Origin of the sequence: Stutzerimonas sp. VN223-3, from assembly GCF_045999685.1 — a bacterium.
Classification (GTDB): Bacteria; Pseudomonadota; Gammaproteobacteria; order Pseudomonadales; family Pseudomonadaceae; genus Stutzerimonas; species Stutzerimonas stutzeri_AR.
In genome coordinates this window covers 816,515-843,253 of sequence record NZ_RBEC01000001.1, presented here as the reverse complement: position 1 = coordinate 843,253, position 26,739 = coordinate 816,515, and the positions used below count along the sequence as shown (strand labels likewise).

The following is a 26,739-nucleotide window of genomic DNA, read 5'->3' as shown; positions in this document are numbered from 1 at the left end:
GGATTAGAGACAAAAAACAGGCCGCGTATCATAGCCAATCTGTGTAAAAAAACACCAGCTTTCCGGCCAGATCGCCGTTAGCGACCTGCCTGTGTGTCCAGCGCTCGGCATGGGCGTTCAGCTCGGCCTCGTATTGGAGCATCGCGGACCAGGCACCACCGCTGCCCTCGCCATCGTTCCAGGCACGCCAGAAGTCACGCAGCGCGGCCGTGGGTGCTGGCGCCAGGTCGCGCATATAGAGTTCCAGGAACGCGTTGAGCTTGTCCCAATGCGCGTCTTCTTCCTGCGGGTAGATGTGCCAGACCAGCGGACGCCCGGCCCATTGCGCGCGAATGAAGGATTCCTCTCCTCGCACCGCATTAAAATCGCAGCACCACAGGAGCATGTCGTACTGGTTTTGCGTCATGAACGGCAACACCGCGATTTGCAGCGCGCCACGGGCATGACGGTCGCCGGCGCGCAACTGGTCCAGCCCCAGCCAGTGAGCCACGTCACCCAGCACTCGCCCCTCCGGCACCAGCAACTGCGACGGGCGCGCATCGGCGGCCAATGCACCGAGCCATTCTGCGACGGCGGGATTTTCGTAGGCGAACAGCGAGATCAATCGAGCGCCGGACTGCACTGTCAGGTCGAAACTTTGCAGAAATGCTGCGCGAAGCACTGGATCGCTCTGGAATGCCTCCCGGCGAGCCAGCAAATCGCCCTCACGAATCAGCCCTCCAGTACCTTGTTCGAATCCTGGAAAGAAAAAGTACTTTTGCAAGCCATGCGGCTGCATCGAAGGCAGCGCATGGCAGCCCACGACCCAATCTTCGGCGCTCAGATACTCCAGATTCAGCCAGAGGATACGACGCTCGCTTTCGGCCATCGCTTCTATATAGGCAGCGGGCAGTTGGCAGGCGAAAGCCTCGATCACCACGTCAGCCGGCTCGGCACCCGGCCACTCGGATGCCCAGTGCCGCACGTCGACGCCTTCATGCCATTGTTGACTGGCCGTGGCGCTGGTACCTGGGCAGAGCCGCGCAAAGGTATTCAGATCATCGACCCAAAGACGCACGCGCTGACCATGCTCGGCGACCAGTTGCCGCGCGAGGCGCCAGGTCACGCCAATGTCGCCATAGTTGTCGACAACGACGCAGAAAATGTCCCAGCTCGCTTTGACAGACAAACCAACACTCCTTGAATGAGAACCCCAGGCTGTTGCGTACCCGCCCAAAATCCTCACACGAATACAAATTACGGCAGGGCTATGGCCTGCAATCGCCGCGGGGCACGCCTCGTAACAATGCTCAGCGCAAGTCGGCTGTTTTCGTAGAGGCCCAACCTCAGGCAAAACTTTATATTTTTCAAGCACTGCAAGTGCTGCAGCCGCCGTTCGCTGTGCGGTCAAGAAGGCGTGAGGATTCGTTCGACTCGCAGGAGGAGTCAATGCACGGATATAAAGGAGGGAGAGAATCGTCGTTATGGAGGTGAACCCTACCAGCCACACCCCGGCACACAATGTCACCGCTTCGGCTGCTCCCTTCCGGGCCTGACCGGGTTCACGGCTGATCGTTGCGGGGGGACCGGCAGGGCCCACCATAACAAAACCCGCCTGGCGGCGAGCGGCGCCATTGTACCGGCTTATTCCCAACTTACAACCAATCCATGCAAGCGCTAACGCATTGACTCGTCAGGCATAAGGACTGCACCGAAACACGTCCGCCAGATCGAATCAGTCGCATCCCACCGCCTGTCAGCCCGCACGTAAAAAAACACTATATGTGCCTTCCATCGGCCCGAACCCCTAGGCAAAAGGAACAGTCTGCTTGAGGATAGGAAGCGCGTCAGCCGTTGCCGTTTTGCTCTCGAAACGGCAACAGGACCGAACGAACCAGCGCAGTTGTCACGCAGCAGAGACTGGTGGCGCTATCGAAAGAGGTAAGCATGAGCAACGCTCCCATTGCCATTGTCGGCACCGGCATTGCAGGGCTTTCAGCCGCGCAGGCACTGCATGCGGCCGGACAGCCTGTCCAACTTTTCGACAAGAGTCGCGGCCTTGGCGGACGCCTGGCCAGCAAGCGCAGCGACGCGGGACATCTCGATCTCGGGACCCAGTATTTCACCGCTCGGGACCGGCGCTTCACCGAGACCGTGCACCAATGGCAGACTCAAGGCTGGGTTGCAGAATGGTCACCCAATCTTTACCAGTCCCGCAGCGGGCAGCTGTCACCCTCCACAGACGAGCAGCTTCGTTGGGTCGGCGTGCCGCGCATGAGCTCGATTGTCGTCGGCCTGCTTGGCGAGTTGCCGGCCACATTCGCCTGCCGCATCACTGACGTGTTCCGCGGCGAGGAGTACTGGACGCTGGTTGACGCCGAAGGCACCAACCACGGCCCGTTCAGCCAGGTCATCATCGCCATTCCCGCGCCACAGGCCAGCACGTTGCTCGCCTCTGCACCGAAGCTGGCCGCTGTCGCCGCCAGCGTCGCGATGGAGCCAACCTGGTCCGTCGCCCTAGGCTTCGCCAAACCGCTGGACACCAAGCTCGATGCCTGTTTCGTTCAGGACGACGCCCTGGATTGGCTAGCCCGCCACCACAGCAAACCCGGGCGCGACGACCATCTCGATACCTGGGTATTGCATGCGACCAGCGCCTGGAGCCGTCAGCATCTCGATATGTCCAAGGAATCAGTGATCGAACAATTGCACGGCGCATTTGCCGAACTGATCGACTGCGTTGTGCCTGCCCCTGAATTTACCCTCGCCCATCGCTGGCTCTATGCGCGCCCGAGCCAGTCCCACGAATGGGGCGCCTTGGCCGATGCTCACCTCGGCTTGTACGCCTGCGGCGACTGGTGCTTGTCCGGCCGTGTCGAAGGCGCCTGGCTCAGCGGCCAGGAGGCGGCACGGCGATTACTGGAGCAGTTCTAGCCAGCCGCCCAAAACTACCTGCGTTGGCAACACTGCGTTGCCGCGACTCGGTTAGCCCAGCGCCGTATCAAGGAACATCATCACCGCAAAACCGCCCATCAAACCGACCGTAGCGGGCGTCTGATGGCCATTACGGTGGGTTTCGGGGATCACCTCATGCGAGACCACGAAGATCATGGCGCCAGCGGCCAATCCGAGGCTGACCGGATAGGCGATAGCCAAACCACTGGATATGCCCAAACCTACCAGAGCCCCGAGTGGCTCCATTAAGCCCGATGCGGCGGCGACCAGAATCGCACGCCAGGCGGAGAGACCGGTGGTCCGCAACGCCAACGCAACGGCCAACCCCTCGGGAATATCCTGAATGGCAATTGCCGTTGTAAGCGGCAGGCCAACTTCCATATCGCCTTTGGCGAAGCTCACGCCGATCGCCATGCCCTCCGGAACGTTATGCAGGATGATCGCAAAGACGAACAACCAGACCCGACTCATGCGCTGATGATCCGGGCCAAAGGCACCCGCGCTTTCATGCTCATGCGGCGTGAAATAGTCCAGCCCGAGCATCAGCAGTACGCCAAACCCGAGCCCTACCACTACAGTCAATGCTGCAGCAGGGCCGCTGCCAAAAAGATCCCTGGCAGCGGCAAGACCTGGAAGGATCAGCGAAAACGAACTGGCCGCGAGCATCATCCCGGCCGCGAAGCCAAGCATGCTGTCCTGGGTGCGAGTAGAAATATTACCCAGCGCAATCGCCATCAGCGCTCCCAGCGCTGTCGCAGCAAAGCCTGCCGTACCGCCGAGTAACCCGTAGCGAATGTTGCTTTCGTCGCCATTCTGGAACGCGTTGTAGCCACTCGCCCCAAGCAGCAGCAACACAACCAAGAAAGTGCCGACGAGCCCCACCGCAATAATGGGATTTGCCTGTGCGTGGGCGATCCATGCCGAGCGCAACGTCGCTGCAGCGCTTTGAGTACTTGCCATGATGACGGCCCCGATGTGTAAGTTTGTCGCCGTCCGTAGCGGACCCAGGACCTGCCGAGCGGTAGATCAACCTGCCTGCAGCACACCCAGCGCATACGACGCGAACATCTAATCCATATGACCGTAACCGGCTCGCTGAGTTTTGAAGAATGAGACAACGCAGACCCTGGCAAGGCGCCAGCAGCTTCGCGAATATTGAAATGGGGAATGAAGTTCCGCGCGGTGTCGGGTCGCGACAGCGATTCCGGAATTACAGGCACAAAAAAAGCGACTCTAGGTCGCTTTCTTTATGCTTTCGATTGGCTTAAAGGCCTTTCGCAAGCGAATTTGGAGCGGGAAACGAGACTCGAACTCGCGACCCCGACCTTGGCAAGGTCGTGCTCTACCAACTGAGCTATTCCCGCGCTAAAACAAAAAGTGGCGTCCCCTAGGGGACTCGAACCCCTGTTACCGCCGTGAAAGGGCGGTGTCCTAGGCCACTAGACGAAGGGGACGCAGCCCGGAAACTACAGCTTTCATTCCGGCTTCCAGCGTCTGCGATGTGCTTCACGCTGCAAGTGGCGCGCATTCTATGGAGGACATGAATAGTCGTCAAGCGCCATTCGAGATTTTTTTAAACGAAGGATTCCGAAGCCGCGTCGAGCTATCAGCTTGCCATCTAACGCTCTACACTCGACAAAAAACCGCCCGATAGAGAGGTGCGTCCCGTGTCCCCGGTTCTGATTGCAGGATTGGTCATTGCTGGCCTGTTCATATTGATAGCGATTGGCTTCATCAACCAGATCGTCGAAAAGAACAATCTGGAAAAGGCTCGCATGCGAGCTGAGCTCAACGACCGAATACGTCGCTGCGCCAATCTTTCCGACAGCATTCCAGGGCAGATGATGAGCCCTGCACTCAAGCTGATGCTGGCGAGGCTCGAGCTGCACCTGGGCGAACGGCTACTGCCATTGGAGAAGAAGAACTCCGCCATTACGGCCCGCGTCGAACTGCTGCGCAACGCCGTTGCCAAGGGCGACGAAATTCCGGTACAGAACACCCCGGTGAAAATTCTCACCGAGGCTCAGGCCAAAGAGGCTCGCCTGCTGTTGGAAGATCTACACGCACAAGTGATCTGGGCCAACAAGCAGGGTCAGCTCGATACGAACGCGGCCAAACGCTGGTTGCACCAGATCCAGCGGATGATGGTGATGTTACACATAGAGTATTTCACCAACATCGGACAGCAGGCCCTGCGGCAGGGAAGCGCGCACAAGGCACGCCTCGCCTTCGAGCGCGGCATTCAATACATCCGCAAGCAATCCAACCAGGCGGATTACCAGACCCAGCTGCAACAGCTAGAAGCGAGCTACACCCACGCGAATCAACTCGAGCAGACGCAACACCAACCGAAGCTTGACGAACCCAATGAGCTGGCAGAAGGTCTGAAGAACTTCGAAAATGAAGACGACTGGAAGAAGAACAATATCTACTAGCAGGTCGTTGAAAATGTAGGCGAGGCAACCCAGACAACGCGCCAACTCGGGATGCGGGTGCATTCTCCCTTGCCGGCTGCCACCCTATACCCAGCAATGCCTTGGAGAATCTCTATGTCCTTGACTGTATTTGGCGCCCCGCTGTCGCCATTCGTTCGCAAAGTCCGTCTGTGCCTACTAGAGCGGGGCCTGGACTATCAGCTCGAAATGGTTATGCCGTTCACGCCACCAGAATGGTATTTACAGCTCAATCCCCTCGGACGTATCCCAGCCTTCAAGGACGGTGAGCTCTGTCTCGCTGATTCCAGCGTGATCTGCCAATACCTCGAAGAAGCCTACGAAAACACCGCGCGGCTGTACGGAAACAACGCAGCACAACGCGCACAGGTACGCTGGCTGGAAAAATACGCCGACTATGAACTTGCTCCGCTGACGACTTTCGGCGTATTTCGCAATCGGATACTGAAGCCGAGCTCGGGCCACCCGTGCAACGAAGAAAGCGTCCAGGCAGCACTGAACGAAAAGCTGCCGCCGCACTTTGATTACCTTGAGCGGCAACTGGGCGAAAACGATTACTTCATCGGCAGTCAGCTCTCGATGGCCGATATCGCTTTCGCTTGCCAGTTGATCAACATGGAACACGGCGGCGAAGTGGTCGATGCGGGGCGCTGGCCAGCGCTTGCAGCTCACTTTGCGCGAATGAAGGCGCTCGTTTCAGTGCAAAACCTACTGCCAGGCGAACAGCGCATGACCGCCAAGCTCATCGAAATGGGCAAGAGCGCGAAGCAGCCCAGCTGACTCACTGCAACGGCGCTCACGAGTTATCGGGCACCTGTCCAGCGCCTCAGAGCAAACGAATTCCCACCCACTGCCGCGCGAACTGGTAGGCGCAACGGCCGTTGCGATTGCCCCGTGCGGTAGCCCAGCGAATCGCGTCCTTCTCCAGCGCTTCATCCCAGCTCCAGCTGAGCCCGGCCTGCTCGGCCAGCGACCCGATCCAGTGCCGCACTACATTCAGGTAATGTTCCTGACTGAAAGGATAGAACGAAAGCCAGAGGCCGAAGCGGTCAGACAGCGCAATCTTGTCTTCAACCGCTTCATTGGGATGCAGCTCACCGTCGATCATCTGCCAGTTCTCGTTATCGCTCTGGCGTTCCGGCACCAGATGCCGACGATTGGACGTGGCGTACAGCAGTACATTTTCCGGCGCTCGCTCCAGGGAGCCGTCCAACACGCTTTTCAACACACGGTAATCGCCTTCACCCGCCTCGAATGACAGGTCGTCGCAGAACACCACGAAATGTTGCGACTGCCCGGCAAGCTGCTCGACCACTTTCGGCAGATCAGCCAGATGATCGCGCTCGATCTCGATCAGGCGCAGACCCGCTGGCGCATGCTCGGCCAGTAGCGCTCGAATCAGCGAAGACTTGCCAGTTCCCCGCGAGCCCCAGAGCAGCACGTGGTTGGCTGGTAGGCCAGCCACGAACTGGCGGGTATTGTTCGACAGCAACTCGCGCTGCCGGTCAATGCCGATCAGGTCAGCCAGATTCAGATCGAGCGATACGCTCAACGGCTGTAGATAGCCGCCCTGCCCCTCGCGGTGCCAACGTGCGGCCAGGCTGCTGGCCCAGTCTATCGATGCGCGCGGCGACGGCAACAAGGGCTCCAGGCGCGTGATCAGCGCATCGGCGCGCTGCAAGAAGGCTTTCAGCTCGGCATCCATTCAACGACTCCAAAATAAATGTGGCCCGCGCCACCAGGTTTTCACCGCAAGCTTAAAGGCGAGATTCGATATGGGTTACCAACGCCTCCGGCGGCGTCCGCGACGAGAAGCGCTCAATGGAGCGCCCCTCATCGGCAATCAGGAACTTGGTGAAATTCCACTTGATCGCCTTGCTGCCAAGCAGACCCGGCGCACGCTTTTTCAGTTGGACGAATAATGGATGTGCATCGCCGCCATTGACCTGGACCTTGGCGAACAACGGGAAGCTGACACCGAAGTTGCGCTCGCAGAATGTGGCGATCTGTTCCTCGTCGCCCGGCTCCTGCCGGCCGAACTGATCGCAGGGAAACCCGAGCACCACCAACCCCTGCTCCGCATAGCGCCTCCATAGCGCTTCCAACCCCTTGTACTGCGGTGTGAAACCACACTGGCTGGCTGTATTGACCACCAGCAGCACCTTACCGCCAAAATCGGCCAGAGTTTTCGCCTGACCATCAATGGAAATGCAGGGAATTTCTAACAGCGGATCGCGCATGATTGGTGTCCCGATGGCTGCGTTTCGGATGCCGATCAGGCTTCACGCGGCTTGTGGTTGAGAGACGCTGAATTGATGCAATAGCGCAGGCCGGTCGGAGCCGGGCCGTCCGGAAAGACATGGCCGAGATGCGCATCGCAGCGCGAGCATTTGACCTCGATACGATGCATACCGTGGCTAAAGTCGTCGACGCTTGAGATAGCCGTATCGCTGACGGGCTGGAAGTAGCTGGGCCAGCCACAACCGGAGTCGAACTTGGCATCCGAGTCGAACAACGGTGCGTCGCAGCAGGCGCAATGATAGATACCGGGGGTTTTCGCGTCATTGTACTTGCCGCTAAACGGACGCTCGGTCGCACCCAGGCGACAAACCTGAAACTGCTCGTCGGAAAGCTCTTCACGCCAGGTGTCGAGCGGTTTTTCTAGCTTTTCCATCGGTACACCTCGTCATCTGAAAAAAGGCCGATCTGTACCTTTTCCGGTAGTCGGGCCGCACGTATGATGCGTTGCTCTTAGACGCCTAGTCTGGCAGCGGGGTTTCCGACTGCCAAGGCGCCCGGGTTCATGCCAAACGTTGCCAGCCTTTCAAGCGCATGGCACGTCTCCACTTCGGGACACTCAGGATCATGCAGGTAAGCAAATCGAACAAGCTCGCCAATGTCTGCTACGACATCCGCGGGCCAGTGCTCAAGCACGCCAAACGCCTGGAAGAGGAAGGTCATCGCATCCTCAAGCTGAACATTGGCAATCCGGCGCCGTTCGGTTTCGAAGCCCCTGAAGAAATCCTTCAGGACGTGATCCGCAACCTGCCGACCGCGCAAGGCTATAGCGATTCCAAAGGCCTCTTCAGCGCGCGCAAGGCCATCATGCAGTACTACCAGCAGAAGCAGGTAGAAGGCGTGACCATCGAGGATATCTACCTCGGCAACGGTGTATCCGAGCTGATCGTGATGTCCATGCAGGCGTTGCTCAACAACGGCGACGAGGTACTGATCCCCGCCCCAGATTATCCATTGTGGACTGCCGCAGTGAGTTTGGCAGGCGGCAAGCCGGTGCACTACCTCTGTGATGAGCAGGCCAACTGGTGGCCGGATCTAGCTGATATCAAGGCCAAGATCACACCCAATACCAAGGCGCTGGTGCTGATCAATCCGAACAACCCGACCGGTGCGGTTTACCCGCGCGAAGTGCTGGAAGGCATGGTCGAGCTGGCGCGTCAGCACAAACTGGTACTGTTTTCCGACGAAATCTACGACAAGATTCTCTATGACGACGCGGTGCATACCTGCACCGCATCGCTGGCGCCGGACGTCCTTTGCCTGACCTTCAACGGCCTGTCCAAATCCTATCGGGTCGCCGGCTTTCGCTCCGGCTGGGTGGTGATTTCGGGACCCAAGCACAAGGCGCAGAGCTATATCGAGGGCATCGACATACTGGCCAATATGCGCCTGTGTGCCAACGTGCCGTCACAACACGCGATTCAGACCGCACTCGGCGGGTATCAGAGCATCAACGATCTGGTCCTGCCGCCAGGCCGTCTGCTGGAGCAGCGCAACCGCACTTGGGAACTGCTCAATGACATTCCCGGCATCAGTTGCGTCAAGCCGATGGGCGCGCTCTACGCCTTCCCCCGAATCGATCCGAAGATATGCCCAATCCATAACGACGAGAAGTTCGTACTCGACCTGTTGCTGTCCGAAAAGCTGCTGATCGTTCAGGGCACCGCGTTCAACTGGCCATGGCCGGATCACTTCCGTGTGGTCACGCTGCCGCGGGTGGACGATCTCGAACAGGCAATCGGCCGCATCGGTAACTTCCTCAAGACCTACAGCCAGTAGCGACTCCATGGATTTGCAGATCGACGATTTCTACCGGGACGCCGCCGCCGGTCTGCTGTTGCTCTATCAGGCGTTCCCTCGGAAAGTCACGCTATACGTCGAAGACCTGATCGGTCTGGAAGAACCAGACGAGTTCGGCCTGCCCAGCAAGCGGCATCAGAGCTGTCTGGGAGCGCTCCTGTGGCTGGCCGATGAAGGTTATCTGCGATTCGAGAGCATTATCCAACATCAAGCAATCGACCAGACCGTTCTCACCGAGAAGGCATTTCTGCGCTTATCGAGCAGCGTGCCTGAAGCAGTGACCAGTAACGAATCGCTACCTCCGAGCGTGCGTCGGGTTCATTCCAGCCTCGCCCATCAACTTCGTCAGGCGCTACGCGACGGCCACAGCGAACAGCTTGCGCAGCTGACCCGTCAACTGTTAGGCAGCACGCCAACAGCCAACACCGAGCGCGCCCGCGCCACGGGCGACATAGCTTGAAATAGTCGCCCGGTTGAATAGCGCCGAGCCGCACCTTATATAGCCTATCGTTCTTTACTGTTCCCCTTGGAGTCTGCCGCAACATGATGCGCATTTTCTTGTTCCTGGCCACCAACCTGGCTGTACTGGTCGTTGCCAGCATCACCCTGAAGCTGCTTGGGGTGGATCGCTACACGGGTCAGAACTACGGCAGTCTGCTGATTTTCTGCGCCGTCTTCGGCTTCGCCGGTGCACTGGTTTCGCTGTTCATCTCCAAGTGGATGGCGAAAATGAGCACCCGTACCGAAATCATCAGCCAGCCTCGTACTCGTCACGAACAATGGCTGCTGCAGACCGTCGAGCAGCTCTCTCGCGAAGCTGGTATCAAGATGCCGGAAGTGGGTATTTTCCCCGCCTACGAAGCCAACGCCTTCGCAACCGGCTGGAACAAGAACGACGCGCTGGTCGCTGTCAGCCAGGGCCTGCTCGAGCGCTTTTCTCCAGATGAAGTCAAAGCTGTATTGGCTCACGAGATCGGCCACGTCGCGAACGGCGATATGGTGACCCTTGCCCTGATTCAGGGGGTGGTGAATACCTTTGTCATGTTCTTCGCGCGGATCTTCGGCAGCTTCGTCGATCGGGTGATCCTGAAGAACGAAGACGGTCATGGCATCGGCTACTTCGTCGCGACAATCTTCGCTGAGCTGGTGCTGGGCATTCTCGCCAGCATCGTGGTCATGTGGTTCTCGCGTAAACGCGAGTTTCGCGCTGATGAAGCAGGGGCGCAGTTGGCTGGCACCACCGCGATGATCGGCGCGCTACAGCGGCTACGTACCGAACAGGGCGTACCGGTGGATATGCCGGACAGCCTCAAAGCCTTCAGCATCAACGGCGCCTTGCGTAATGGCCTGGCCGGACTGTTGATGACGCACCCGTCTTTGGAAGATCGTATCGAAGCGCTGCGTCAGCGCGGCTGAACGAACGGACATCAGCTCCCGCAATAAATGATGCAGATGGTTTCAGCGAACTGGTTGGCGGCGCGCAACGCGCTGCCTTCCATCGAACGTTCGCAATCGCAGCTTGGGTGTAATCCTCAAACACCTAGTCGCGACCCTTGTTGCATCATCGCTCCGCAATGGGAGCAAACGCCTATTCCATCCTTCTGAGCCGATAGCAGTTTTCTTCCAGGCGCGTCAGCCCGCGTTGGAGGAACTTCCAGTTGCCTTCCAGCACATCCGCCTGCTCCAGCAACTCGATGTCCCAATGGGCGCTCAGCGATTGCCGAACTTCGGCATCACTGACGGAAAATGGCGGTCCGGGCATCTGCTCTTGCTCGTAGTTCAGGGACACCAGCAAGCCCTGACAGCCCGGCGCGAGAACGCTCGTTAGATGCCCGACGTAACGCTGACGCATCGCCGCAGGCAGTGCGATTAGCGCGGCTCGATCGTAGAGTCCCTGGCAATCCGCGACGTCGCTGCGGCTCAGGGCGAAGAAATCGCCACATCGGATTTCCAGCGAACCTGCACGGTAGACCTTGAACACGCCCTGGCGGCTCACATCCGCGGCCACCCCCTGGCCAGCAAAGAAGTCTTCGACTGCGCGTTCGCTCAGCTCCACGCCGAGCACGGCGAAGCCCTGCTCGGCCAGCCATGCCATATCGAGGCTTTTTCCGCACAGCGGCACCAGGACCCTGGACCCTCTGGCTAATCGCAAACTCGGCCAGTGGCGGAGCAAATAAGGGTTGACCTCGCTCAGGTGAAAGCCGATTTCATTGCGCGCCCAGCGCCGTTGCCAGAATGCTTCGTCCACCTTCAGACCCTCGTAGTCATGATCGACGAAGCTTATCAGAGCCGCCCGCGCCGATCCTCGAGGGACCTTTCAGGTTCACGTTTAGCTGGCGTACAAGGCGGCTTCCGGATCCATACCGGCGTCACGCATCTGCGCAAGCTTGTAGCGCAGCGTGCGCGCACTGATGCCCAACCGGTCGGCGGTCTCCTTGCGTCGGCCACGCTCGGCTCGCAGGGTGTCGAGGATCAACTCGAATTCACGACGCCGCAGGTCTTCGCCCAACGCGTTGCCCGCTTCTGCCGAGGCGGGTGGAACGGCGCGTACTGGGTCCAATGGCGTAGTGTCAGCTGCTCCTCGCGCTAGCGAAGCGAAACCAGCCGTCACGGTCAGGCAGAGATCCTCCGGGCGGATCAAACCGCCTTGTTGCAGTATCAGAGCGCGCTGGATGGCGTTATCCAGCTCGCGGACATTGCCGGGCCAGGGATGGCCGAGCAGGCACTGGCGCGCCTCGGACGTGAGCTTGGCGGTAGGCTGGCGCATCTTCAGCGCATGACTTGTCAGCAGGCGCTCGGCAAGCGGAACGATATCCGCAGGTCGGTCACGCAAGGCGGGCCAGGCGAGCGGGAATACCGAAAGCCGATAAAACAGATCTTCACGGAAGCGCCCGCTTCGGACTTCCTCCGCCAAATCACGGTTGGTCGTGGCGACGACTCGGATATCCAGCGCTATCGGTTTGCGGGCGCCGACGCGCTCGACCTCGCGCTCCTGCAATACGCGTAGCAACTTGGCTTGCAGCGCCAACGGCATCTCAGAGATTTCGTCGAGCAGTAGCGTGCCGCCTTCGGCCAGCTCGAATTTGCCCGGCTGAGTCGCGATTGCGCCAGTGAAGGCGCCCTTCTCGTGACCGAACAGCGTCGCCTCGAGCATGTTGTCCGGTATCGCAGCGCAGTTGATCGCGATGAAAGGTTTGCCTGCGCGCTGTGACTGCTGATGGATGTAGCGGGCCAACACTTCTTTGCCGGTACCGGACTCGCCGGAGACAAGCACGGTCGAATCGCTCTGCGCGACGCGGGCCGCCAATGCCAGCAGTTGCTGACTCGCAGGCTCGACCGCGACTGGCCCTTGTGGATCGGCCTCGCCAATTTGGCCGCAGGCATGTCGAGCGACAAGACCGAGTAAGACCTTCGGTTCAAACGGCTTGACTAGGTAGTCCACGGCACCCTGACGCATCGCCTCGACGGCTCGCTCGACGGCGCCGTAAGCGGTCATTAGCAATACCGGCACCTGCGGATACCGCTGGCGCACGAGTACCTGCAACGCATGACCATCCATGCCGGGCATGTTCACATCGCTGACCACCAGGCCGAAGCCTTCCTCTTGCAGAGCAAGCAACGCGGCCTCGGCGCAATCAACCGCCCGGTGCGAATAACCACCGAGGACCAGGGTATCGCTCAGCGCCTCTCGCAGTGCGCGGTCGTCCTCGACCAAGAGAATTTTGGCAGCCATCGTCTTCACTCCGAAATTGCCGGCGCGCACACCGGAAGCAGCGGCAGCTGCAAAATGGCGCAGGTCCCTCGACCCGGCCGAGAGCGCAACTCAAGCGCACCTGAATGGGCACGCGCAACCGACTTGACCACGGCCAGACCCAGCCCGGTTCCTGTCGCCTTGGTGGTGAAAAACGGCTCGCCGAGCCGCGCCAGAGTCGCGGCATCGATTCCCGCACCGTTGTCGCTGATGCTGATCCGCAATACCGAACCTCGAATGTAGAGATGCACCTTAAGCCGCGGATGGTTGCTGACGGCCTGAAGCGCGTTCTCGATCAGATTGAGCAACGCACCCACCAGTGTGTCACGGTTGCATCGCAAGCCACCGTTCCGCACGTCGCATTGCCAACGAATGGCGATGCCCTGCACGCGCGCTTCGGCCGCAGAGCGCAACGCCGTCAGCAGCTCGGCGGGCGCCAGCTGATCCTCCAGCGGCAGATCGCCGCGAGCGAAGAGCAGCATGTCGCGGACTTGGTGTTCCAGCTCGTTCAAACGGTCCTTCAGTCGACCGGCAAAACGTTGCTGATGCTCGTCGGACAGCCCACCTTGCTCCAAGTGACTGGCGTACAACAATGCTGTCGATAACGGTGTGCGAATCTGATGGGCCAGCGAAGCGACCATCCGACCCAGCGACGACAAACGCTCATGACGCGCCAATTGCTCCTGCAATCTTCGCGTCTCGGTCAGATCGGTAAGCAATACGAGCTGCCCGGGTTCGCCATTCAGCGAGCGGGTGGCGATCGAGACACGGCGTCCGTCCCTCAAAGAAACCTCATGACCATCGTCCTTGCGGGGGGCAAAGCTGCGCGCGATCACCTCACGCCAGAGCTGGCCTTCGAGCGGCTCGCCCAGAAGCTCCAGAGCAACCGGATTGGCTTCGCGGACTACACCTTGGCCGTCTATGACGATGACACCGCCAGGCAAGAGGTCCAACAGACTCTGCAGGCGATTGGCCAGGCGCTCCTTCTCGTCGAATTCACGCAGACGCAGTGCGCTGGTTTCGGCGAGTTGATCTTTCAGCTCGGCTACGTGGACCTGTAACAGCTGCTGGGATTCGCCTAACCGACCGGACATGCGAGTGAACAACTCGAGTGATTGTTCAAGCTCGGCGTTTGCTGCTGCCTTGGCAGAATGCTGGGTAACAGCTAATGAAGAGAACGCTGAAGTCACTGGCACTCGTATCCGTCAAAAAGATGGTCGGTCGAATGTCAGGCAGCAAGGATCATGCCTAGCGCATGGGCGTGCGTATAGAGATGAGATAAAGGAAGCCACGCCGCCGGGCCAGCGGCGTGGCGGGTACTCACTCGTCGAGATCGTCGTCGCGACGATTCATGCCGTATTTGCGCATCTTCTCGACGAGGGTCGTTCGACGAATACGAAGACGTTCAGCAGCGCGGGCAACGACGCCGCCGGCATCTTCGAGGGCCTGCTGAATAAGCCCCTGCTCCAGATTGCCCAGGTAGTCTTTCAGATCGAGGCCTTCAAGGGGAAGCATTGCGTGCGCGTCGGATACGACGATGGGCGCGTTGATCGCGGCCCTCTCCTCCATCTCGTCATGCATATTGGCTGCATATTGCTCGTCGTCATCATCGACATGGCGGAACTTCTTCGGCAGCTCCATCACCCCGATTACGCCGTACGGATGCATGATTGCCATTCGCTCGACGAGGTTCGCCAGTTCGCGCACGTTGCCCGGCCAATCGTGACGGCATAACGACATGATCGCAGCGGAGTTGAAGCGAATCGAGCCGCGCTTCTCATGCTCCATGCGCGAGATGAGCTCGTTCATCAGCAGCGGAATGTCCTCGATACGCTCGCGTAGCGGAGCCATTTCGATGGGGAAAACATTGAGACGGTAATACAGATCCTCACGGAAGCTGCCGTCTACGATCATCTTCTCCAGATCTTTGTGGGTCGCCGCGATTATTCGTACATCGGCGTTCTGCGTACGGTTGCTACCCACGCGTTCGAAGGTGCGTTCCTGTAGGACTCGCAGCAATTTGACCTGCATCGGCAACGGCATATCACCGATTTCGTCGAGAAACAGCGTCCCGCCTTCGGCCAGTTCGAAACGGCCGGCACGCGAGCTGATCGCGCCGGTAAAGGCGCCCTTCTCGTGACCGAACAGCTCGCTTTCCAGCAGCTCGGCTGGAATCGCGCCGCAGTTGACTGGAACGAAAGGCCCGCCGCGGCGCTTGGAATGGTAGTGCAAGTTACGCGCGACGACTTCCTTGCCAGTTCCGGACTCGCCGAGGATAAGCACGCTCGCCTCGGTGTCGGCTACTTGCTGCATCATCTGCCGCACATGCTGTACGGCACGGCTGGTGCCAACCAGGCTGCGAAACAGGTTAGGTTCGCGCTGACGCCCGCGCGCCTTGGCTTGGTCGTACATCTCACGGTAGACCTGAGCGCGGTGAAGCGAATCGAGCAGTTTGTTGTAGCTCGGGGGCATTTCGAGGCTGGCCAGCACACGGCGGCGGATCTCATCCGGCCAGTCCGCCGGAACGGGCTCGCCAATCAGCATCAAAGGCAGATTCTCGTCCCATTTACTGAGTTGCTTGAGCAGTTCTACCGCACCGCCTTTAGCTGAAACGTCGCCGAGCAAAACGCCGAGCACACTGCGGCTAGATTCGAGCGAGTCGACCTCATTGCGCCAGTCGCTACTGGAACAGGCCAGATGATCTTCACTCAGAAAGTTGAGGATGACCGCCAAATCGCGGCGACGATCCTTGTCGTCGTCTATCAACAAAATCTTGGTTTCACGCCACATCTTGTTTATAGGCTCTAGAGGCTGGAAAAGAAGGCCTGCGCTCGTATCTGGAACAACACGATTGCGCCCGCCGGCAGATAGCCACCAGTTAATTAAAAAAAACGATTCGAGTCAAATTTATGACGTGAATTAGACACGGAAGATGCTAAGAAAGCATCCGGTTTGTTGACGCTAGGAGAAAGAGGATAACCACAACAATCGCGTTCAAATGCCTTCGTCAGGTAGGTGACGCCTATCTAGCGGGACTATCTGAAATTTACGATGCGCGGCATTTTTCGACGACGTTAGCTGGTGATTCAGCTGAACATGCAGGCGGAACGCGGATACAAGCCAGCCACGAAATCATACCGACCATGTCGCTGCGGTCTCGCGATATAGAGAGCCTGGCCAGCAATCCCGACCGTACTTAACGTCAGAAATTAAGGTGACGAATGGTAGGTGGCGGAGCACGAAAACGCTTCGAAGAATCAGCCGAACAACTTGTAAAGCTTCGCGCCCTGCTGGGACTGGTTGAGCTGAATCAATTCATCAGCTACACGCCGTTGCTCCGCTTGGCACGTAGTCACCAGTTCACGATAAAGATTGACCAGCTCCTGCAGGCGCTGGCGAATCGCAGGCTCATCCTGACGAGGCTCATTCATTGCAGCTTCGACGACCTGACGGCACTGCAGATCAAGGACGCTAATCGCTGTCCAGTCCTGTTGCACCATCGCATCGCGTAGCGCGCTGCCGGTTTCTTCAAGACGTTTGACTGATGCACTCATGATCTGCTCCGGATGAACTGGGTTACAAGGCTGAGCCCGCTGCCCGGCAATATATTGCTGGACCTGACTCCTTATCGGCACTTTTCGATTCGGCTTTAGTGCGCCACGGGAAGAGGACCGAATGCCATTGGTGATCAGTGCAAACTGCGAAGACCCGTTGGGACGCTCGGGAGCGCGACCGGTTCCCATGGACCATCTGGACGGCCGGCGCAATACCAGTCGCCATCCCAGCGGTAATAAAGCCGTTCACGATAGAACATGTTCCGGCCTTCCACGACATACACGCCCAGACGGTTGTCCCAATGCGCAGCGGCATGAGGCGGCGGCGCGTAGCGCGGATGGCTCTTTTGTGTAGCCGGTGGACGTGGCGCCGGCGGCGTGCGCACTGGCGGTGGGCTTGCGACCGGCTCCTGGGGCTCTGACACAGGCGGAGTAGGCGTGGGAGTCGGCTTTGATGCCTGATACGGGTTACCCGCGCATGCGCCGAGCAACAGCGCCAGTGCCATCACGCCAGAAGCCCTGAGCAAACGCCATGCATGCCGTGTGGAAACCATTGTCATCATCAGTCGCCTCGTAGCCGCCCTGCCTGCGGTCAGGGCATTTCAGGTTGGTCGATTGTCAGCTTGACCGTGCCGTTGTTGCCCAACGCCAGCGGCGTACTGCTGCCTTTCCACTCGCCTCGAGTGGCATCACCGCTGCGAGAAATGCGGGCAAACAGCCTGACCTGTTCGAAGTTGGACAACCGGAGCTGCGGAGTCATTGCATCGGCATCGCTCAAACTGACCGTAGCAGGCAGATCAGCGACAGTGAGACGTTTCACCGCCAACGGCATCGGCGGCCCGGAAACCGCACGAGCGAACACGAACACCGTATCGGTGGGCTGCACGTCATCCGCCAGAGTAGCGTCCAGGCGAACATCGACTGTCAGGCTGGAGCTGGCCACCGCGGCTGTCTCACCAGCAGGTTCCGCACCGTCGGAAGCAGGTTCGCCGAGTTGCTTGCGAGCCCGCGCGATACCGGACTCAATAGCCTGACGCGAAGGGTCTTGTGCCGGCAATATGGCAACCAAACGCTCCCAAAAACCTATGGCTTCCTCGAAGCGTTCATTTTCAAACGCAGCGATGCCCAGCAAGCCCAGGCTGGTAACCTCATGGGGGTCGTTCCTCAGCGCCTCGTTGGTGAGTTGCTGCATTTGCTCCGACCACTGACGATCCTCAGCAAAATACAACGCCTGAGCCCACTGCCCGAGCAGTTCCGGCTGACGACCTGCCAGCTCGATGAGCTGCGCATAGGCTGCGGCGGCATCGGCGGCACGCCCCTGACTCATATACGTCCGGGCAAGGAAATACCACGCTTCGGTGGATTCGGGTTGCGCCTTCACCGCGCGTTCCAGCCTTGCAGTCGCTTCTTCCATGGTTTTAGGTTGCACAGCAAACTCGCGTGCCAGCTCCAGCTTGTCGCTCGCACCCCAGTGCATGTACAGACCATAGCCAAGCAGCGGCACCAGAATCGCGGCGATCAGCGGAATGGCACGACCCAGACTGCTACTGCGCCGCGTATCGCCGCCCTCGGTGTCGTCGAGCAGTTCGCGCGCCGCATCGGCGCGGCCTGCCTCGAACTGCTCCGGCGTAAGGATTCCAGCTGACTGCTGTACGGCCAGTTCATCAAGCCGCTCTCCATACAGCGCGACGTTCAGGGCAGTCCTGTCCTCCTCCGCCTGCATTCGACGCCCCCGCAGCAAGGGAAGCAGCAGGAACGCCAGGGCAGCCAACAACAGCAGGCCGGCACCTATCCAGAAATCGATCATGGTTGTTTTTTATCCAGCAACGTGGCGAGGCGCGCTCGATCGGCCTCGGAAAGTGTGTTCGACGCGTTGATGCCTGCCCCACGACGGCGGCGTATCAGGATGAACGCCAGTACGCCAAAGCCAAGCACCAGCAAGGCTATCGGGCCGTACCAAAGCAGGACTGTCTTGGCGTTGACAGGTGGCTTGTAGCGCACGAAGTCGCCATAGCGCGCGACGAGATAATCGACTATTTGCTCGTTGCTCTGCCCTTCTTCCAACATGCGGTAGATTTCACGCCGCAAGTCCATGGCAATGGGCGCGTTGGAATCGGCAATGTTCTGGTTCTGGCATTTAGGGCAACGCAGTTCTTCGACCAATGTGCGGTAGCGCTCTCGTTCAGCGCCGCTCTTGAACTCGTACGTATCGATCGCCGCGTGCGCGCTGCCGACCAGACACAGCGCCAGCAGTACGCCCCGGATCAACTGTCTCATTCGTCCACCAGTTCCTGATAAAGCGCGGCAAGCTTCTCGCGCCAGACGCGCTCGTCGATCACGCCGACGTACTTGTGACGAATGATGCCCTGCTTGTCGACGATGAAGGTTTCCGGAGCGCCGTACACACCCAGATCCAGCCCAAGGCTGCCTTGCTCGTCGCGAATGTTCAGCTGATAGGGATCATGGAAATCCCGGAGCCATTTCTGGGCAGCGGCGTTGTCGTCCTTGTAGTTGACTCCATAAATATTCACGCCCTGCGCTGCAAGCTTGTTGAGCACCGGATGTTCGACCTTGCAGGCCACGCACCAAGTCGCCCAGACGTTGACGAGCGCCGGTTTGCCTTTGATGTCCTGAGCGCTTATCAGCCGTTGCGGATCCTCGACCGAGGGCAGAGAGAACGAAGGAAGCGGCTTGCCGATCAGCGCCGACGGAAGCTCCGTCGGGTCCAGGAACAAGCCGCGATAAAGAAACACGGCGACGATTAGAAAGAGTGCCAGCGGCAGCAACATCAACAATCTTTTCATCTCAGGCTCCTTGCTGGGCCAGACCCAGTGTCTCGCGGACGCGGGTCCTGACTTTGACCCGGTAGCGTTTGTCGCTCACCGAGAGAACACCGCCCAGCGACATCAGCAACGCGCCCAGCCAGATCCAGCGCACAAACGGCTTGATATGCACCCGCACCGCCCAGGCGCCGTCTTCTAGAGGCTCGCCCAACGCCACATAGAGGTCACGGGTGAAACCGGCATCAATGCCTGCTTCGGTCAGCGGCATCTGCTGCACGGTGTAGAGGCGTTTTTCCGGATGCAGTGTCGCGACCTGCTCATCGCCATCGAAGACGCGAATCGTGCCTTTGTCGGAGGTAAAGTTGGGCCCCTCGAAATGCTTGGCGCCATCAAAGACGAAGCTGTAGCCGCCCAACTGCAACGACTCCCCCGGTGCCAGGCGCAGATCACGCTCGTCGCTCTGCTGGCTTGTCAGCACCACGCCCAGCGCACACACCACCAGCCCGAAATGCGCCAGCTGCATGCCCCAGTAGCTCGGCGCCAGGCTACGAATGCCTTTCACCAGACCTTTGTGGCGCGTCTTGTCGAGTATGTCGCGAATCCCCGCTGTTACCACCCAGGCCGCAAGCAGGCAGACAGCCAGCACAGCCCAATGGAAGTCGCCGAAGACCATCGAACCCAGCCCGCCAAGGACAGCGCTGGTAATCAGTACCGGGGTCAGCATGCCAATCAGCCACTTCACTGGAGTGTCTTTCCAGCGCACCAGAATCCCCACGCCGAGCGCGAGCATCAGCGCACCAACGAGCGGCAGGAACATGGCATTGAAATATGGCGGCCCGACCGAGAGTTTCGTGTCGGACAAAGCATCGAGCAACAGCGGATACAACGTGCCCAGCAGAATCATTGCGGTTGCAACCACCAGCAGCAGGTTGTTGACCAGCAGCAGCGTTTCCCGCGACCACAGGCCAAAGCCGATCTGGCTCTTGACTACCGGTGCGCGCAAGGCGAACAGGGTCAGCGAACCGCCTACCACCAACAGCAGAAACGCCAGGATGAAGACACCGCGCTCCGGATCGGTGGCAAAGGCGTGAACCGAGGTCAGCACGCCGGAGCGAACCAGGAAGGTACCCAGCAGGCTGAGCGAGAATGCCGCAATCGCCAGCAGCACCGTCCAGCTCTTGAAGACGCCACGTTTTTCCGTCACTGCCAACGAATGAATTAGCGCCGTGCCCACCAGCCAGGGCATGAAGGACGCATTCTCCACCGGGTCCCAGAACCACCAGCCGCCCCAGCCCAACTCGTAATAGGCCCACCAGGAGCCCAGCGCAATACCAGTGCCGAGAAACGCCCAGGCGATCAGCGTCCAGGGACGCGACCAACGTGCCCAGGCGGCATCCAGACGACCGCCAAGCAGCGCGGCGATGGCGAACGCAAAGGCCACCGAGAAACCGACATAGCCCATGTAGAGCATCGGCGGGTGTACGATCAAGCCGAAGTCCTGAAGTAGCGGATTGAGATCACGCCCATCCATCGGCGCTTGCGGCAGCAGTCGCTCGAAGGGATTGGAGGTGAGGATCAGAAACAGCAGGAACCCGATGCTGATCAAGCCCATCACACCCAGTACCCGGGCCAACATGTCTTCCGGCAGTTGGCGGGAAAAAATCGATACCGCAAAAGTCCAGCCCGCAAGAATGAAGGCCCAGAGCAACAGCGACCCTTCATGCGCGCCCCATACGGCGCTGAATTTGTAATACCAGGGCAAAGCGCTGTTGGAGTTCTGCGCGACATAAGCGACAGAGAAATCATCCACCATGAACGCGTACGTGAGGCACGCGAAGGAAAACGCCAGGAAGGAAAACTGCCCCCACGCCGCGGGCTGAGCCAAGCCCATCCATTGGCGATCACCGCGCCAGGCACCGATCAGCGGAAGCGTGCCCTGCACAATTGCCAGGCACAGCGCCAGAATCATCGCCAGATGGCCGAGCTCCGGAATCATTTCGCGTACTCCTGCTCGCTGCCGCCGTAGGGTTTGCTCTTACCGCTTTTCTCCAGCGCTGCGGTGACTTCAGGTGGCATGTAATTTTCGTCATGCTTGGCCAGCACTTCATCAGCGACCAGCACCCCGTCCGAATTCACTCGCCCCAGCGCGACAATCCCCTGCCCTTCACGGAACAGGTCAGGAAGAATCCCCTGGTATTGGATGGTGACTGCTTCGGCGTAGTCGGTGACACGAAAGGACACCGTCAACGAATCGTTGCTGCGTTGTACCGAGCCCTCTTCGACCATGCCGCCGGCACGGATGCGTGTGCCTTCCGGTGCTTCGCCCGCAGCAATCTGAGTTGGGGTATAGAAGAGGTTGATGTTCTCTTGCAAAGCAGACAATGCCAGCGTCACGGCAATACCCACGCCGGCCAGGATGGCCAGCACGATAAACAGACGCTTCTTGCGCACAGGATTCACTTCATTTCCTCCCGGCGCAAACGACGCGCCTCGTCTTGCAGGTAACGCCGACGCGCCATCATCGGCAGCGCAACGTTCAGAATCAGGACGGCCAGACTAATGCCGTAGGCCGTCCAGACATACAGGCCATGGTTACCCATGGCGATGAACTCGGAAAACGATGAGAAATTCATGCGGCTTTGCCCACCAACGCTTTCACTTCAGCCTTCACCCAGTTGCTCCGGGATTCACGGCGCAGCACTTCGAGACGCATGCGCATCAGCAGCACCAACGTGAAGAAGCAGTAGAAGCCCAACACCATCACTAACAGCGGCAACCACATCTCCGCAGGCATGGCGGGTTTTTCCGTGACGGTGAACGTGGCGGGCTGATGAAGGGTGTTCCACCACTCCACCGAGTATTTGATGATCGGGATATTCACCACCCCGACGATGGACAGCACCGCGCAGGCCTTCGCCGCGCTGTCGCGATTGCTGATAGCCTGACCGAGCGCAATGATGCCGAAGTACAAGAACAGGAGAATCAGCATCGATGTCAGGCGTGCATCCCACACCCACCAGGCGCCCCAGGTCGGCTTGCCCCATACCGCACCGGTGAGCAAAGCGATAAAGGTCATCCACGCGCCGATGGGTGCGGCTTGCTGCAACGCGACGTCAGCCAGCTTCATTTTCCATACCAGGCCGACCACACCCGCAACTGCCAGCATTACGTAGATCGACTGAGCGAGAAATGCAGCAGGCACGTGGATATAGATGATGCGGAAGCTATTGCCCTGCTGGTAATCCTGCGGCGCAAACGCCAGCCCCCAGACCACCCCCACACTGATTAGTACGAGCGACGCCCAGGCCAGCCAAGGCATCCAGCGGCTGCTGATTTCGTAGAACCATTTGGGCGAACCCAGCTTGTGGAACCATGTCCAGTTCATAGAGCTTGCCTCGCAGTGGCAACGCGCGTTCCGCTATCGGGTAGAGCCATCGTGCATTCCATCATTCGCCGACACTAATCTTCAGGCCGGCCGCTATCGCAAAGGGTGTCAGGGTAACCGCCAGAGCAGTCAGGCTGGAAAGCCATAATAGGTGACCGGCAGCAGGCAGGCCCTGCAACGCTGCCTGCAACGCCCCGCTGCCCAGAATCAGCACGGGGATGTAGAGAGGAAGGATGAGCAGCGCCAGCAATAAGCCGCCACGCTTGAGACCAACGGTCAATGCCGCACCAACCGCGCCCAGCAGACTGAGCACCGGAGTGCCCAGCAGCAGCGACATCAGCAGCACCGGCAGCGCACTCAACGGCATTCCCAGCATGAGTCCCAGCAGTGGCGCCAGCAGCACCAGCGCCAAGCCTGAAAAAGCCCAGTGTGCCAGTACCTTGGCAAGCACCAGAAGTGCCAAGGGGTGCGGCGAAACGACCCACTGCTCGAGCGAGCCGTCTTCGAAATCGCTACGGAACAGCCCATCCAGCGAAAGCAACACGGCCAACAGGGCGGCCACCCAGACCAGCCCTGGCGAAATCGTCTGTAATAACTGCGACTCCGGGCCGACCGCCAAAGGAAACAAGGCGATGACAATGGCGAAGAACACCAGCGGGTTTGCCAGTTCGGCCGGGCGGCGAAATAGAAGACGACCTTCGCGGACCAACAACAGGGTGAAGACATTACTCATGCGGCCCGCTGCCCCAGTTCGATCTCGCGGAAGCCCACCGGTTTACAGGTAAGCGAGTGATGTGTAGTCAGCACAACCATACCGCCCTGCTCGCAGTGGGCCGCCAGATGGCGTTCGAGTTGAGCCACGCCATGCTTGTCCAGCGCGGTGAAAGGCTCATCGAGAATCCACAAGGGCGGCGGCGACAGATACAGACGGGCCAGACCGACACGGCGTTGCTGGCCAGCGGAAAGCGTATGACAGGGAACATCTTCGAAGCCACGTAGCCCCACCGCGTCGAGCGCTTGCCAGATGGCGTCACGGGCCGCAGGCTGATGCAGCGCGCATAACCATGTGAGGTTTTCCTCGGCAGTCAGCAGCCCTTTGATACCCGCTGCATGGCCAATCCACAATAGATTGCGGGCCAATTCCCCGCGCTGGGTTTCGAGGCCATGGCCGTTAAGCAGCACCTCACCCGCGGTCGGTTGCATCAGACCTGAGAGCAACCGCAGCAGGCTGGTTTTCCCGCTACCGTTGGGCCCGGCGATCTGCAACATTTCCCCTTTGGTAATCCGCAGGTCTAACCTCTCGAACAAGAGGCGCCAATCCCGCTCGCAGGAAAGCGCCACAGCTTCTAGAAAGGGACTGGACACGCTATGGATACCTCAAGATGAAAGGAGCGCGGCCGCTACACTGGACGGCAAGCCGGGCGGCCGGAATTATACATGGCGAGCCTCGGCACCAAAGGCCACAAAGGCGAAAGGTTGTAAGAGCATTTAAGTAAAATGACCGAGATCAAAAGCACCCAGGCGATCCCCGCTTCCGGCCCGTCCCGGCCGATTACCACGGCGGCCGACGTGGCGTTGAAACTGCTGCAGCCAATGCAGGGGTTGCTAGCCGCAGGGGAAAGCGCCGAGGCCGAGGTCATTAGCATCAAGGAAGCGTTGCAGACCTTTCAAATGACGCTGCGCCTGACTCTGAACAACGGGCGGCAAGCCACGGTTGAGGCCGGCAGCCCCAAAGCAGCCGCGCCTGGAGCGGCCATGCTCGTCACCGCGGTTTCCGACACTCGTCTTTTAGCCACGCTACAGCCAGGCAACCGACAGCCCCAAAGCAGCATCGATCTCGACCAGCTACCGGTCGGCACGGTGATACAGGGCAAGGTGACGGCCAGCCAACAGATCCAGCAGGCTGGACAAACCGTATTCAAAGCAGTGATCAGTCTGCTCAACTCGCCGCTTGTCGGCCAGAAGCTGAACATCGAATCAGCCGTACCGCTCGCGCCGGGCAGCCTGATCACGGCCCGCGTCCAAGGCGATCAATCGCTGGCGTTCATGCCGCTGAGCGGTCGTCTCGATCAGTTGGTGCTGGGCCAGCAACTGACTGCACAAAGTAATCGTCAAGGCTCGATCGAAGGGTTGCTTGGCGCACTTACATCCAGCGCCACATTACCCGAGCAGTTGCGCGGCGCGGCCGAGCGATTACTCGGTTTGGTCCCGGACATGCAACAGTTGGGTGATGCCAAGACACTGGCACAGGCATTGGCCCGGAGCGGTGTCTTTCTCGAAGGGAGCCTGCTGAGCGGTCAGACGGGCAACCTGACGGCAGATATGAAAGCAGCCCTGCTCCGTCTGGTCGCGCAATTGCCAGGACTACCCGGTGGACCGCTGACTACCGCCCAGGCGGGCGCGACCCTGGGCCAGGCACTGCCGGCCTTTGCCCGCAACGCTCTGGGTGCGCTGGGACAACCGAACGCTCGCCAACTGGCGCAAAGCTTTCCACTACCGAGCCGATTGTCGCTGGATGCCGACGGCGAAGCCGACCTGGAGATGTTGCTGAAACTTGCGGCTGCGGCTGTTTCACGATTGCAGACGCACCAGCTGTCCAGCCTCGCACAAACCCAGACCAGCCCGGACGGGACTCAGGTCACGACCTGGCAGATCGAGGTGCCGATGCGTGATCAGCACGACATCGTCCCACTGCAGGTGAAACTGCAACGCGAAGAAGAATCTCAGCATAATCGCAAGGAAAAACCAGAAACCCTCTGGAAAGTCGAACTCGCATTTGACGTCGCACCCCTGGGCCCGCTGCAGGTACAGGCACAGCTGGCGCACGGCAGCCTGTCGAGTCAGATATGGGCAGAGAACAGCGGCACCGCCAACCTGATCTCGGCGGAACTCGACCATTTGCGCCAGCGACTGGTCACGGCCGGATTGAACGTCGGAGAACTCGCCTGCCGCCAGGGAATGCCACCGCAGGGGCCTCGCACCGCTCTGGATCAACGTTTCGTGGATGAAACCGCATGACCGTCAACACACCACGTCAGGCCATCGCGCTCACTTACGACGGAGTAAGCACCCCGACCCTCTCAGCCAAGGGCGACGATGAGTTGGCCGAAGCGATATTGGCGATCGCCCGCGAACATGAAGTGCCGATCTATGAAAATGCCGAACTGGTAAAACTGCTGGCGCGACTGGAACTCGGCGATGCGATACCCGAGGCGCTTTATCGCACGATCGCCGAAATCATCGCCTTTGCGTGGTATCTGAAGGGGAAATGCCCGCAAGGATTCACCGAGCAACAGGCCTCGTCGCCACTTCCCCGACTCAGTGGGCCTGAGCGTTCAGGGTCGTGACACCACTGAACCTGCCCTTTTCCTGTGGAAAGTCTTGCAACATCCAGGCGAAGTAGCCCTGTCGAAAATAGAAGACCTGCTCATAGCCCCAGGCGACGGCAAGGCGAACCGCCTCTGCGCTGGCAGGACAGACTTCGCTATCGCAATAGACCACCAACGGCACCGTTCTCGGCCAGTCGAGGTGCGACAACCCGAAAAACTCCCGCGCCAGATCCAGATGCACCGCACCGTCAACGTGGCCCCAGCCCCACTCTCGACGAGGGCGCACATCAACGAAAACCGCGCCGAGATCATGGAGCTGTTTAGCCTGGTAAACGTTAACAGTCATTGCACCTTCGACTTCAGTCGGCGCTTCGGCCGCATAAAGCCATGCCGGGCTCGCCAGCAGAAGCAACGTCAGAATGCGCAGCATTACTCCCTCCTCGCCCGAAGCC

At 59.5% G+C, this 26,739-nt stretch carries 29 protein-coding genes, 2 tRNA genes and 1 other RNA gene; 8 read left to right on the top strand and 24 right to left on the bottom strand.

Annotation, left to right across the window (positions count from 1 at the left end):
• Positions 1-28: 28 nt before the first annotated feature.
• Entirely contained in the window at positions 29-1,168 is a 1,140-nt protein-coding gene (earP, locus tag D7241_RS03945) for an elongation factor P maturation arginine rhamnosyltransferase EarP (protein ID WP_408100383.1), read from the bottom strand.
• A gap of 306 nt (positions 1,169-1,474) precedes the next feature.
• Positions 1,475-1,571: signal recognition particle sRNA small type (ffs, locus tag D7241_RS03940), an RNA gene on the bottom strand.
• A gap of 355 nt (positions 1,572-1,926) precedes the next feature.
• Here ffs and D7241_RS03935 point away from each other — a divergent pair.
• Complete coding sequence (locus D7241_RS03935) at positions 1,927-2,913, top strand: NAD(P)/FAD-dependent oxidoreductase (RefSeq protein WP_408100382.1); 987 nt, start codon at positions 1,927-1,929, stop codon at positions 2,911-2,913.
• Positions 2,914-2,964: 51 nt separating this feature from the next.
• Here D7241_RS03935 and D7241_RS03930 read toward each other — a convergent pair whose 3' ends face one another.
• From D7241_RS03930 to D7241_RS03920, 3 genes are all read right to left on the bottom strand, one after another.
• Positions 2,965-3,894: a ZIP family metal transporter gene (locus tag D7241_RS03930; protein ID WP_408100381.1), complete on the bottom strand. Its 930-nt coding sequence runs from the start codon at positions 3,892-3,894 to the stop codon at positions 2,965-2,967.
• 328 nt (positions 3,895-4,222) lie between these two features.
• A tRNA-Gly gene (locus tag D7241_RS03925) sits at positions 4,223-4,298 on the bottom strand.
• Between the two features lie 14 nt (positions 4,299-4,312).
• A tRNA-Glu gene (locus D7241_RS03920) sits at positions 4,313-4,388 on the bottom strand.
• Positions 4,389-4,601: 213 nt separating this feature from the next.
• On the opposite strand from D7241_RS03920, the gene D7241_RS03915 reads away from it, so the two are divergent.
• Together D7241_RS03915 and D7241_RS03910 are read left to right on the top strand one after the other, a co-directional pair.
• A complete protein-coding gene (locus tag D7241_RS03915) occupies positions 4,602-5,369 on the top strand; it encodes a hypothetical protein (protein WP_408100380.1) in 768 nt (255 codons plus the stop codon).
• A 114-nt stretch (positions 5,370-5,483) separates the two neighbouring features.
• Positions 5,484-6,167, top strand: coding sequence for a glutathione S-transferase family protein (locus D7241_RS03910; protein ID WP_255980308.1), 684 nt, complete (start codon positions 5,484-5,486; stop codon positions 6,165-6,167).
• Positions 6,168-6,213: 46 nt separating this feature from the next.
• Here the strand turns inward: D7241_RS03910 and D7241_RS03905 are convergent, their stop codons facing one another.
• From D7241_RS03905 to msrB, 3 genes are read right to left on the bottom strand one after another with little or no spacing between them, the layout of a single operon-like run.
• Complete coding sequence (locus D7241_RS03905) at positions 6,214-7,092, bottom strand: ATP-binding protein (RefSeq protein WP_255980310.1); 879 nt, start codon at positions 7,090-7,092, stop codon at positions 6,214-6,216.
• A gap of 52 nt (positions 7,093-7,144) precedes the next feature.
• Entirely contained in the window at positions 7,145-7,627 is a 483-nt protein-coding gene (locus D7241_RS03900; protein WP_255980312.1) for a glutathione peroxidase, read from the bottom strand.
• Between the two features lie 35 nt (positions 7,628-7,662).
• On the bottom strand, positions 7,663-8,061 hold the full coding sequence (gene msrB / locus D7241_RS03895) for a peptide-methionine (R)-S-oxide reductase MsrB (RefSeq protein ID WP_408100379.1): 399 nt from the start codon (positions 8,059-8,061) through the stop codon (positions 7,663-7,665).
• Between the two features lie 191 nt (positions 8,062-8,252).
• Between msrB and D7241_RS03890 the strand changes: the two genes are divergently transcribed.
• From D7241_RS03890 to htpX, 3 genes are all read left to right on the top strand, one after another.
• Positions 8,253-9,464, top strand: a complete 1,212-nt coding sequence (locus tag D7241_RS03890; protein WP_408100378.1) for a pyridoxal phosphate-dependent aminotransferase — start codon at positions 8,253-8,255, stop codon at positions 9,462-9,464.
• 7 nt (positions 9,465-9,471) lie between these two features.
• Positions 9,472-9,945, top strand: a complete 474-nt coding sequence (locus D7241_RS03885) for a hypothetical protein (protein WP_408100377.1) — start codon at positions 9,472-9,474, stop codon at positions 9,943-9,945.
• Positions 9,946-10,028: 83 nt separating this feature from the next.
• Entirely contained in the window at positions 10,029-10,901 is an 873-nt protein-coding gene (htpX, locus tag D7241_RS03880) for a protease HtpX (RefSeq protein WP_255980320.1), read from the top strand.
• Between the two features lie 172 nt (positions 10,902-11,073).
• On the opposite strand, the gene D7241_RS03875 is transcribed toward htpX, so the two are convergent.
• The 15 genes from D7241_RS03875 to ccmA all read right to left on the bottom strand — a co-directional run bounded on the left by D7241_RS03875 (position 11,074) and on the right by ccmA (position 24,323).
• Positions 11,074-11,733, bottom strand: a complete 660-nt coding sequence (locus D7241_RS03875) for a thiopurine S-methyltransferase (protein ID WP_408100376.1) — start codon at positions 11,731-11,733, stop codon at positions 11,074-11,076.
• An 81-nt stretch (positions 11,734-11,814) separates the two neighbouring features.
• Positions 11,815-13,218 carry a sigma-54 dependent transcriptional regulator gene (locus tag D7241_RS03870; protein ID WP_255980324.1) on the bottom strand — a complete coding sequence of 468 codons (1,404 nt, stop codon included), beginning with the start codon at positions 13,216-13,218 and terminating at the stop codon, positions 11,815-11,817.
• A gap of 5 nt (positions 13,219-13,223) precedes the next feature.
• Positions 13,224-14,330, bottom strand: a complete 1,107-nt coding sequence (locus D7241_RS03865; RefSeq protein ID WP_408100375.1) for a sensor histidine kinase — start codon at positions 14,328-14,330, stop codon at positions 13,224-13,226.
• 226 nt (positions 14,331-14,556) lie between these two features.
• Entirely contained in the window at positions 14,557-16,026 is a 1,470-nt protein-coding gene (locus tag D7241_RS03860) for a sigma-54 dependent transcriptional regulator (RefSeq protein WP_255980328.1), read from the bottom strand.
• Between the two features lie 467 nt (positions 16,027-16,493).
• Complete coding sequence (gene fliT, locus D7241_RS03855; RefSeq protein ID WP_255980330.1) at positions 16,494-16,790, bottom strand: flagellar protein FliT; 297 nt, start codon at positions 16,788-16,790, stop codon at positions 16,494-16,496.
• A gap of 134 nt (positions 16,791-16,924) precedes the next feature.
• On the bottom strand, positions 16,925-17,350 hold the full coding sequence (locus tag D7241_RS03850; protein WP_408101183.1) for a hypothetical protein: 426 nt from the start codon (positions 17,348-17,350) through the stop codon (positions 16,925-16,927).
• 32 nt (positions 17,351-17,382) lie between these two features.
• Entirely contained in the window at positions 17,383-18,597 is a 1,215-nt protein-coding gene (gene ccmI / locus D7241_RS03845; protein ID WP_408100374.1) for a c-type cytochrome biogenesis protein CcmI, read from the bottom strand.
• Positions 18,594-19,067, bottom strand: coding sequence for a cytochrome c-type biogenesis protein (locus D7241_RS03840; protein ID WP_408100373.1), 474 nt, complete (start codon positions 19,065-19,067; stop codon positions 18,594-18,596). Before D7241_RS03840 ends, ccmI begins: the two co-directional genes overlap by 4 nt.
• On the bottom strand, positions 19,064-19,594 hold the full coding sequence (locus D7241_RS03835) for a DsbE family thiol:disulfide interchange protein (RefSeq protein WP_408100372.1): 531 nt from the start codon (positions 19,592-19,594) through the stop codon (positions 19,064-19,066). The genes D7241_RS03840 and D7241_RS03835 overlap by 4 nt, the downstream gene beginning before the upstream one ends.
• A gap of 1 nt (position 19,595) precedes the next feature.
• The gene (locus tag D7241_RS03830) at positions 19,596-21,569 is read right to left on the bottom strand and encodes a heme lyase CcmF/NrfE family subunit (protein WP_408100371.1); all 1,974 of its coding nucleotides are present in this window, start codon (positions 21,567-21,569) and stop codon (positions 19,596-19,598) included.
• Positions 21,566-22,033, bottom strand: coding sequence for a cytochrome c maturation protein CcmE (gene ccmE, locus D7241_RS03825; RefSeq protein WP_408100370.1), 468 nt, complete (start codon positions 22,031-22,033; stop codon positions 21,566-21,568). The genes D7241_RS03830 and ccmE overlap by 4 nt, the downstream gene beginning before the upstream one ends.
• Positions 22,030-22,206: a heme exporter protein CcmD gene (gene ccmD, locus D7241_RS03820; protein WP_255980342.1), complete on the bottom strand. Its 177-nt coding sequence runs from the start codon at positions 22,204-22,206 to the stop codon at positions 22,030-22,032. Before ccmD ends, ccmE begins: the two co-directional genes overlap by 4 nt.
• Positions 22,203-22,958, bottom strand: a complete 756-nt coding sequence (locus D7241_RS03815; RefSeq protein ID WP_255980344.1) for a heme ABC transporter permease — start codon at positions 22,956-22,958, stop codon at positions 22,203-22,205. The genes ccmD and D7241_RS03815 overlap by 4 nt, the downstream gene beginning before the upstream one ends.
• A gap of 61 nt (positions 22,959-23,019) precedes the next feature.
• Positions 23,020-23,691 (bottom strand): heme exporter protein CcmB, encoded by a 672-nt coding sequence (gene ccmB / locus D7241_RS03810; protein WP_408100369.1) that lies wholly within the window; start codon positions 23,689-23,691, stop codon positions 23,020-23,022.
• Positions 23,688-24,323: a cytochrome c biogenesis heme-transporting ATPase CcmA gene (gene ccmA / locus D7241_RS03805; protein WP_408100368.1), complete on the bottom strand. Its 636-nt coding sequence runs from the start codon at positions 24,321-24,323 to the stop codon at positions 23,688-23,690. The genes ccmB and ccmA overlap by 4 nt, the downstream gene beginning before the upstream one ends.
• A 132-nt stretch (positions 24,324-24,455) precedes the next feature.
• On the opposite strand from ccmA, the gene D7241_RS03800 reads away from it, so the two are divergent.
• Positions 24,456-25,976, top strand: coding sequence for a flagellar hook-length control protein FliK (locus tag D7241_RS03800; protein WP_408100367.1), 1,521 nt, complete (start codon positions 24,456-24,458; stop codon positions 25,974-25,976).
• Positions 25,973-26,305: an EscU/YscU/HrcU family type III secretion system export apparatus switch protein gene (locus D7241_RS03795; protein ID WP_255980350.1), complete on the top strand. Its 333-nt coding sequence runs from the start codon at positions 25,973-25,975 to the stop codon at positions 26,303-26,305. The genes D7241_RS03800 and D7241_RS03795 overlap by 4 nt, the downstream gene beginning before the upstream one ends.
• On the opposite strand, the gene D7241_RS03790 is transcribed toward D7241_RS03795, so the two are convergent.
• A complete protein-coding gene (locus D7241_RS03790) occupies positions 26,277-26,717 on the bottom strand; it encodes a rhodanese-like domain-containing protein (RefSeq protein ID WP_255980352.1) in 441 nt (146 codons plus the stop codon). The genes D7241_RS03795 and D7241_RS03790 overlap by 29 nt on opposite strands.
• Positions 26,718-26,739: the final 22 nt, after the last annotated feature.